Origin of the sequence: Staphylococcus simiae, assembly GCF_002902085.1 — a bacterium.
GTDB classification, from domain to species: Bacteria; Bacillota; Bacilli; order Staphylococcales; family Staphylococcaceae; genus Staphylococcus; species Staphylococcus simiae.
In genome coordinates this window covers 23,807-30,143 of the sequence record NZ_PPQR01000028.1, presented here as the reverse complement: position 1 = coordinate 30,143, position 6,337 = coordinate 23,807, and the positions used below count along the sequence as shown (strand labels likewise).

The 6,337-nt window shown below is 29.8% G+C and carries 7 protein-coding genes; 4 read left to right on the top strand and 3 right to left on the bottom strand.

Annotation, left to right across the window (positions count from 1 at the left end; genetic code table 11):
• Window positions 1–144: 144 nt before the first annotated feature.
• From CD113_RS05175 to CD113_RS05165, 3 genes are all read left to right on the top strand, one after another.
• The gene (locus CD113_RS05175; RefSeq protein ID WP_002463390.1) at window positions 145–630 is read left to right on the top strand and encodes a hypothetical protein; all 486 of its coding nucleotides are present in this window, start codon (window positions 145–147) and stop codon (window positions 628–630) included.
• Window positions 631–694: 64 nt separating this feature from the next.
• A complete protein-coding gene (locus CD113_RS05170) occupies window positions 695–1,252 on the top strand; it encodes an HAAS signaling domain-containing protein (RefSeq protein ID WP_002463388.1) in 558 nt (185 codons plus the stop codon).
• The gene (locus tag CD113_RS05165) at window positions 1,249–2,094 is read left to right on the top strand and encodes a DUF4097 family beta strand repeat-containing protein (protein ID WP_002463385.1); all 846 of its coding nucleotides are present in this window, start codon (window positions 1,249–1,251) and stop codon (window positions 2,092–2,094) included. The genes CD113_RS05170 and CD113_RS05165 overlap by 4 nt, the downstream gene beginning before the upstream one ends.
• 217 nt (window positions 2,095–2,311) lie before the next feature.
• Here the strand turns inward: CD113_RS05165 and CD113_RS05160 are convergent, their stop codons facing one another.
• On the bottom strand, window positions 2,312–3,352 hold the full coding sequence (locus CD113_RS05160; RefSeq protein WP_002464718.1) for a C45 family autoproteolytic acyltransferase/hydolase: 1,041 nt from the start codon (window positions 3,350–3,352) through the stop codon (window positions 2,312–2,314).
• A 421-nt stretch (window positions 3,353–3,773) separates the two neighbouring features.
• Between CD113_RS05160 and CD113_RS05155 the strand changes: the two genes are divergently transcribed.
• Window positions 3,774–3,947: a hypothetical protein gene (locus tag CD113_RS05155; RefSeq protein WP_002464717.1), complete on the top strand. Its 174-nt coding sequence runs from the start codon at window positions 3,774–3,776 to the stop codon at window positions 3,945–3,947.
• Window positions 3,948–4,374: 427 nt separating this feature from the next.
• On the opposite strand, the gene CD113_RS05150 is transcribed toward CD113_RS05155, so the two are convergent.
• Complete coding sequence (locus tag CD113_RS05150; RefSeq protein WP_002464719.1) at window positions 4,375–4,773, bottom strand: YolD-like family protein; 399 nt, start codon at window positions 4,771–4,773, stop codon at window positions 4,375–4,377.
• A gap of 224 nt (window positions 4,774–4,997) precedes the next feature.
• Window positions 4,998–6,290: an arsenite efflux transporter membrane subunit ArsB gene (arsB, locus tag CD113_RS05145; RefSeq protein ID WP_002464720.1), complete on the bottom strand. Its 1,293-nt coding sequence runs from the start codon at window positions 6,288–6,290 to the stop codon at window positions 4,998–5,000.
• Window positions 6,291–6,337 lie beyond the last annotated feature (47 nt).

The window sequence follows — 6,337 nt, the reverse complement described above, 5'->3', positions numbered from 1 at the left end:
GCATTTACAATATTATACCAATTTATGTTAATAAAAGGTAATAAAATAAATTAATTGCATTATTTATGTTAAATCTTGTTAAAGATGAAACAAATAAAAGCATATGCTATATTTAAATTAATAAAATGGAAAGTGGTGACCCCGTTGCGAATTCAAAATCGCTGGATAGTATTTGGTCTTTTTTTGATTTGTGCCATATTAGTAGTTATTGGTCTACAACAATATCGTCAAACAAAAACAGTAGATTTATCAGATACGACAATTAATAATATACAGCTAAATCAAACATTTAATGATAAAGGTTATGAAATTAATAAAAAAATTAAAATGGAAAGATTCAAATTTTATAGTGATAAAGAGCATCCGAATTTAACGGTCAAAGTGAGAAAAAAAGACAATGTAGTTAAAGGTATAATGCTTGTCAAAGATAGTACCGTTAATACTAGCTTTGATGGTAATATTGGAGATTCAATTGATGATGTCATTAACCAATTAGGCTTTGGATATAAAAAGAACAATATAGGTAAGAAATATGAATCAATTAAATATTTAGATCGTGACCATCACATGAAATTAAATTTATTATTTGAAAATCGTGAAATTAAACGTATTGAATTTTTCAGTCATTAGTATTGTTAGATTTAAACACAGAAAAAAAGAGTATTGAATATGATAATCAGGATGAGTGACTAATATGAATAAGATTACGTATTTAAATGAATTAGAAACATCACTTAAAGGTTTGCCAAGACAATTAATTGATCAAAAAATGTATGAATATGAAACTTACTTTTATGAACAAGAATTAAATGGTATATCAGAAGAAAAAATTATCAAAAAATTAAAAGACCCTTATGATGTCGCTAATGAAGTAAAAGCACAAAATATTATTGACTATGCTCAAGTCAGACCTAATTTTACTAATATTACTCGTGCTGTCATAGCATCGTTAAGTTTAGGTATACTGTCAATATTTGTAATTTTAATACCAGTAACTTTAATTGGTATTATTATTTCATTACTATTTTTAATGTCGTTAATATTACTATTCTGTCCAATTCTCTTGATTATTAATGCCTTTTTTAAAGGTATATATGACTCAGTAAGTAATATATTATTTGCTATTTCTTATTCGGGGATTGGTTTAGTATGTATCATTATAATATTTAAAATATTAGAGTACATATATCGTATTATTTTAAAATACTTAACTTGGTATATTAAAACAGTTAAAGGGAGCGTAAAAAAATGAGAAAGCTCTTTTTTATCGGTATAAGTGTATTTATTGTCTTTTTTATTGCTGCCACGACAACTTGGTTTGTCTTTGATAAAGATAAATATGATACCCAACATTATGACAAGACGTTTCAACAAGATACGTTTAACCGTTTAGATGTTAAATTAGATAATAGCAATTTAACATTAAAAAAAGGACATCAATTCAAGATAACATACAATGGGGATAATCATATTCAAACTAAAATTAAAGATAAATGTCTCAAAGTAAGAGATTCACAAAATAAGAACAGAGGATATTCTGCTGATTTGAACCCTTTTTATCATCATAATAAACAATTAACAATAGAAGTTCCCGATAATAAGATAAAAACTTTAAATATTGATATGGATACAGGTCATTTAAAAATATCTAGTATAGCAGTGAAAGATAGCGATATTATTAATCATACGGGTAACTTTAATTTAGATGATGTTCAATTTGATAATGTGAATCTTTATTTGAATTTTATTCAAGATTCAACTATAACAAATAGTAACATCGTTAATAGTGATTTCAAGGTAAAAGGTGCTAATTTATCTATCGTTAATAGTAAGTTAAAGCAAACTATATTTATTAATGATTATGGAGAACTTAATTTTAAAAAAATGCCTGCACAGTCTGACACTAAAGCCTCAACTAAAGAAGGTGACATTTCATTTGAATATGCTGAGAAACCCGTTAATACAATATTGAAACTGAATCCTGGCACTGGAAAAAGTTTAATTCATAATAAAGCTTTTAAAAATGGTAAAGTAGGTAATAGTGATAATGTTTTAGAATTCTATACTATTGATGGTGATATCGATATCGATTAATAGGAGATAATGGATAGTATGCGGAATGAAATAATAATAAATTGTAAGAGCCTGGGACAAAATGTATTTTACACTTAAATTTAAGCATTTGGCAGTAACTGTCTGGTTTTCAAAACGTTGATAAATCAACATTTTGAAAACCTAGTCAGTCTTGCCGGGGTGGGACTACGAAATAAATTTTATATAAAATTTATTTCTGCCCTACTCCCTCACATTGTTACATATTGGCAAAGGTTAAATCTGTATCAATGAACCCAGTAAAGTGACTAATAGATAAATCATTTCCTTCCAGCCAAGAATTGAAATCAATCATTTCTGGAGGTTTATTTTCTCCTAATGTCATATAAGCTGTTAAGCTTTGTGGATGATACATAGACGTATGTATCGTGCCTGACCAACTTCTAAATAATTTACTGTAAATTTCATATTGAGGATCATTAAATATCTTGAACGCTGTATGCATATCGATATGTTCAGGTGTTTGTTTCATTACCCGCGCTAGTCGTTCAGTAGACTCTTTAGTATAATTGCGATTCTCATGAGTCAGTATTTCAAAATGGTTTGTACAAAATACATCATGACGCACTTCAATAGAGCGTGGAGTGACTTCTACAATAACGTGATTTAATTCTTTGTCCATTAATATATAACTAAATGAACTTCTATGTGGAATGTTTTTTAATAACTGGATTGCTTCTGTAACATTGTTGCAATATTCCAATATTAAGCGACCAATCATATAACAAACGAAACCATTAGCAGGGTGTTTACGGTGCATAAAGTTATAGGCCATAGCTAATCCCGCTTCGTTCATGCCGTCCATACGACCAGTTACTCTTGATGTGGGTCCTATTTGTGCTAGACCGCCATCTGTGGGTTGGTATAACAAGTATCTGCCATCGTATGTAGCAGGATGATAATCATAGTTTCTTACTAAATAATCTTGACCTTGAAATACCGTGCAACCACTTTCTTTTAAATCAGTAAAACGAAAATGACCAAAATTCAAGATGATTTGTCTCGTTGGTAGTTTTAATACACTTTGTAACCCCATCAATTCATCCCAAATTTGAGGTGCATAAGTTTGATAAATTTGATAAGTTTCATTAATGTCTATATCAAATCTTGGTATACGCTTTTTCCATTCTTGTTGCCGATTACTTAGTAAGGGCGTTTGCTGAAGCCATTTGGCAGTCGCTACACCTAAATCAAAATGAGATCCTCTAAAGGTCATAATATCCGATGTCACTTGTTGCATGATTACACATCCTTTATCTTGGTATCATTGTAATAAAAATGTAATTTTATATTAATTGTGTTTAAAAAAATATAAGTTACAATCAAAATATAAATGTTTAATTATTGGAGGTGAATGATAAGTGTATAAATTTTATCATTCAGTAAAGCAAAGAGTATACAGTTGGTGGACTTACTAAAATAGTTGTAATGTATTGTTATCTTAACATAAAGTAATTATTATTAGATATTCAACATAATTTTATATAGCATAAAGACGAAATCGGAGTATCACATAATGGTGCTTCGATTTTTTATATTATCGACTAATTATGTTGAATGCATATTTTTTTGAGGAATGGGTATATATTTAATGATTATTCCAAATATGATAGTATAATGAATTGTAGATTGGTATATTATTTTATAGAGGTGAATTTAGAATGTGGAACTTTATTAAAGGTTTATTTAAATTTGTATTTAGCTTATTAGCAATTACAACTGTAGTTGCTGGTGTTGGCGTAGCTGTTTTCGCTTATATCTTCAAAAAAGACTTTGAAGATATCGAAAGAAAAACAAAAGAAATTATTTCTGATATCGAAAGTAAAAATAGCTAATATTTTTAATGAAGAGGTTGAACAATTTGTGTTCAGCCTCTTTTTTGTGGAGTGAGGGAGTGGGACAGAAATAAATTTTATATAAAATTTATTTCGTAGATGTCCGTCTTGCACATTAATGTAAAATCCACACATGGATTTTTGATGACGGGTCCCTTCCACCCCGGCAAGACTGACTAGGTTTTCAAAATGGTGATTTATCAACGTTTTGAAAACCAGACAGTTACTGCCAAATGCTTAAATTTAAGTGTAAAATACATTTTGTCCCAGGCTCGTAGATGTCTGTCATCAAAAATCAACACGTAAGTTTTTGATAGCCAGCCTTATATCTCTCGATAATTCAGACAGTGACTATCAATCTTATGATATTAAATACAGAATGTTTTGTATTTTAGTCTTCTTTTTATAGCTGAATTATCATAGTTACTTAATGTAATATAGTAATATCTAAAATATCAAATAGAGATAACTTTTGAAGCTGACGTTGTTTAATATAGCCTTCTATTTCAAAATTAATTGAATCAATACGATGTATGGTTAACGTCATAGTGTCTATGAAACCATCATTGTAATATCTAATTTTAACAGGACGTAATCGTTGCAAAGCTTCATGTAATTTAATATTTAATTCAGTAAGTTGATCTTCTGATAGTACAGGACGATCAATTTTATTTTGATCCATAATATATTGTTGAATGGTTTCAAATTGCTCTGGCAGTGTAGCAAAAGGCGCCCATTTGACCATACCTCTCCCTTGTGGGATATTTCTATCTAATAATTCACGTGGGATATTACGATAATCTGTCTCCGTTTCAAAGTTATTCATCTTCCACTCACCTCATCTTATAAATATATTATACGAACATACGTTCTATTTTGCAATAGAAAAAGAGAGTGGAACAGAAATAAATTTTATTTCACAATACCACTCCGACAAGACTGACTAGGCTTGTAAAATGTTGAATTATCAATATTTTACAAATCACACAGTGACAGCCAATTGTAAAAAATTATAATTGAATCGTTGTTGTCCCAAACTCAATTACATTCTTATGAAAAAAGAATGAGTGATAAATATAAACCAACGAGTGTGATAAATAGTACAGGAAGCGTAATGACAATACCTGTTTTAAAATATGTCCACCAAGATACTTTCATCCCTTTTTGACTCAATACATGTAACCATAATAATGTTGCCAGGGAACCTATCGGTGTAATCTTCGGACCTAAATCTGAGCCAATGACATTAGCGTAAATCATCCCTTCTTTTACAAGGCCAGTCACATGAGACTCGGCAATGGCTAGTGAATCAAATAAGACAGTAGGTAAATTATTCATAACAGATGATAATAATGCTGCTATAAAGCCAGTCATGAGCGTACTACTAAATAAACCATAGTTAGAAATATGACTTAATAAATGTCCAAGTAATGAACTGATGCCGACATTTTTTAAGCCAAAAACGACAACATACATACCAATTGAAAAAATAACAATATTCCAAGGTGCGCCTTTAATCACTGTTGTTAAATTTACTGCTTTAGAACGTCTTGCTAATAATAGAAAGATGAAAGCAATCAAAAGGGCGATAAAGGCGACAGGAATAGCAATAAATTCACTACTTAAATAACCAATCACTAAGAACAATAGAACGAACCAAGAGATATGAAATAAGCGGTTATCTTTAATTGCTGATTTAGGTGTTTTAATACGACTTATATCAATAGATTTTGGTATGGCTTTTTTAAAATATAACCACAGAACAATAATACTAGCACATAAAGAAAAAATATTCGGTATAAACATTGTCAAAAAATATTGTACAAAAGAAATATTAAAATAATCAGCAGAAATAATATTAACTAAGTTGCTAACAATGAGCGGTAAAGAAGTTGTATCAGCAATAAATCCACAAGCGATAATAAATGGGAAAATGGCCCGTTGTTGTAGACCTAAGTGGCGAACCATAGCTAAGACGATAGGTGTCAAAATTAAAGCAGCACCATCATTAGCAAACAATGCAGCAATAATACTACCTAATAGCATAATAAATAAGAACATTTTAAAACTATGGCCTTTAGAAATATTTACCATATGTAAGGCTGCCCATTCAAAAAAGCCGATTTCATCTAAAATTAATGAAATTAAAATAATCGCTATGAACGTTAAAGTGGCATTCCAGACAATTGAAGTGACTTCGACAACATCTGATAAAGAAACCACACCAGTTACTATAGCAATCAATGCACCTATGACAGCAGTAATAGCTATGTCTAAGCCTTTAGGCTGCCAGATAACAAAAATTAAGGTTATGCTAAAAATAGCCATTGCTAATATAGTCATTGAATTAACACTCCAAGTTAATTATTGTTTTAGTGAACGAATTAAGA

What these genes read in the sequence shown, in the direction of transcription:
- CD113_RS05160 (WP_002464718.1), bottom strand. Translation starts at nt 3,352, where the DNA reads ATGCAACAAGTGACATCGGATATTATGACCTTTAGAGGATCTCATTTT.
- CD113_RS05155 (WP_002464717.1), top strand. Translation starts at nt 3,774, where the DNA reads ATGTGGAACTTTATTAAAGGTTTATTTAAATTTGTATTTAGCTTATTA.
- CD113_RS05165 (WP_002463385.1), top strand. Translation starts at nt 1,249, where the DNA reads ATGAGAAAGCTCTTTTTTATCGGTATAAGTGTATTTATTGTCTTTTTT.
- arsB (WP_002464720.1), bottom strand. Translation starts at nt 6,290, where the DNA reads ATGACTATATTAGCAATGGCTATTTTTAGCATAACCTTAATTTTTGTT.
- CD113_RS05150 (WP_002464719.1), bottom strand. Translation starts at nt 4,773, where the DNA reads ATGAATAACTTTGAAACGGAGACAGATTATCGTAATATCCCACGTGAA.
- CD113_RS05170 (WP_002463388.1), top strand. Translation starts at nt 695, where the DNA reads ATGAATAAGATTACGTATTTAAATGAATTAGAAACATCACTTAAAGGT.